Source organism: Micromonospora sp. ATCC 39149 (assembly GCF_000158815.1).
In the GTDB taxonomy this organism is placed as follows: Bacteria; Actinomycetota; Actinomycetes; order Mycobacteriales; family Micromonosporaceae; genus Micromonospora.
In genome coordinates this window covers 5,764,992-5,766,892 of the sequence record NZ_GG657738.1, presented here as the reverse complement: position 1 = coordinate 5,766,892, position 1,901 = coordinate 5,764,992, and the positions used below count along the sequence as shown (strand labels likewise).

The window sequence follows — 1,901 nt, the reverse complement described above, 5'->3', positions numbered from 1 at the left end:
CGCAGGTCGTCGATCCAGCCGAACTCCTCGCCGGAGATCGGCTCCATCGGGCTCGCTGTCGGGCCGGCCCCGGCCCCACCGGCGCCCCTTGGCGCGCGGTTCGCGCCGCTCGTCGGGGCCGTCCTCCGGTCGCTCCGAACCACGGGATTTCACTGCTTGCCCTCCCCGACGGCGCCCGCGCCGTCCTCGTCCGCCGCGCTGGCGTGCCCGTTGCCCGACGGGTGGCGGCCGTTGCCCGGCAGGTCCGGACCGTCCGGACGTGCCGGGGTGGGCAACCCCCGGACGATCCGGCGCAGCAGCGGCAGCCGGGTGGCCACCGCCCGCTCCGCACCATGCCCGCTGGGACGGTAGTAGTCGGCCCCGACGAGATCGTCGGGAGCGTACTGCTGGGTGACCACCCCACGGGGGTCGTCGTGCGGATAGCGGTACCCGGTGCCGTGGCCGAGCCCCCGCGCGCCGGAGTAGTGGGCGTCGCGCAGGCCGCGCGGCACCGGCCCGCCCCGGCCGGCGCGGACGTCGGCAATGGCGGCCCCGAGCGCGCTGGTCGCCGAGTTGGACTTCGGCGCGGTGGCCAGGTGGATAACCGCCTGGGCGAGGTTGAGCTGCGCCTCGGGCAGGCCGACGAACTCCACGGCGTGCGCGGCGGCGATGGCCACGCCCAGCGCCCCCGGGTCGGCCATCCCGACGTCCTCGCTGGCGAAGATGACCAGCCGGCGGGCGATGAACCGGGCGTCCTCGCCGGCCACCAGCATCCGGGCCAGCCAGTGCAGCGCCGCGTCGACGTCGGAGCCGCGCATGCTCTTGATGAAGGCGCTGGTGACGTCGTAGTGGGCGTCGCCGGCCCGGTCGTAGCGCACCGCCGCGACGTCCACCGCCTGTTCGGCGGTGGCCAGGTCGATCCGGTCGACGCCGAGTGCCGCCGCCGAGGCCGCTGCGGCCTCCAGGGCGGTCAGGGCCTTGCGCACGTCGCCGCCGGCAAGGCGTACCAGGTGGTCCTCGGCGTCGGTCTCCAGGGTGAACGCGCCCGCGAGGCCGCGCGCGTCGGCGACCGCGCGGCGCAACAGGCCGCGCACGGCGGCGTCGTCCAGCGGCTGGAGGGTGAGCAGCACGCACCGCGACAGCAGCGGCGAGATGACCGAGAAGTACGGGTTCTCCGTGGTCGCCGCGAGCAGGGTGACCGTCCGGTCCTCGACCGCGGCGAGCAACGAGTCCTGCTGAGTCTTGCTGAACCGGTGCACCTCGTCGATGAAGAGCACGGTCTGCGGACCACCGGAGCGGCGCTGCCGGCGGGCGGTGTCGATCACCGCGCGGACGTCCTTGACCCCGGCGGTGAGCGCCGACATGGCCACGAAACGGCGGTCGGTGGCGTGGGCCACCAGATGCGCGATCGTGGTCTTCCCGCAGCCGGGCGGCCCCCAGAGGATCACCGACATCGGGGTGGCCCCGACGACGAGCTGGCGCAGCGGCGCGCCCGGGGCGAGGAGGTGCCCCTGCCCCACCAGCTCGTCGAGGCTCGCCGGGCGCATCCGGACGGGAAGTGGCGAGTCGGCCGCCACGGGGGTGAAGCCGTCGACGCCGACGGAGCCCGTGGGGGCGCCGGGCGCCCCGGCGGGCGCGCCGAGAGAGAAGAGAGCGTCGGACTCCATCACGAAGACAGTACCGGGCCTGGTCCGCCGCGCCGGAACTGCGCCGCGGACCCGGCCCGGTTAGATCACTTTCGGTCAGCCGCGGCCGGGACGGCGGCCGCGGTACCAGCGGCCACCGCCACCGCCGCGCGGGCCGCTGCCGACCCCGGCCAGGTAGAGGGAGAGCAGCAGCAGGCCGAGCATCAGCAGGGTGTGCACGTTGAACAGATCCGGCGCGCCGAGGTCGGTGTCGAGCAGGTCGAGCAACAGGGCGAA

2 protein-coding genes are annotated in these 1,901 nt (G+C 75.2%); both read right to left on the bottom strand.

Annotated elements, in window-relative coordinates; translation table 11 throughout:
* Nucleotides 1–149: 149 nt before the first annotated feature.
* Nucleotides 150–1,646 carry a replication-associated recombination protein A gene (locus MCAG_RS25300; protein ID WP_007075796.1) on the bottom strand — a complete coding sequence of 499 codons (1,497 nt, stop codon included), beginning with the start codon at nt 1,644–1,646 and terminating at the stop codon, nt 150–152.
* A gap of 75 nt (nt 1,647–1,721) precedes the next feature.
* On the bottom strand, nt 1,722–1,901 hold a 180-nt coding region (locus tag MCAG_RS25295), incomplete at its 5' end, for a hypothetical protein (RefSeq protein WP_036375198.1).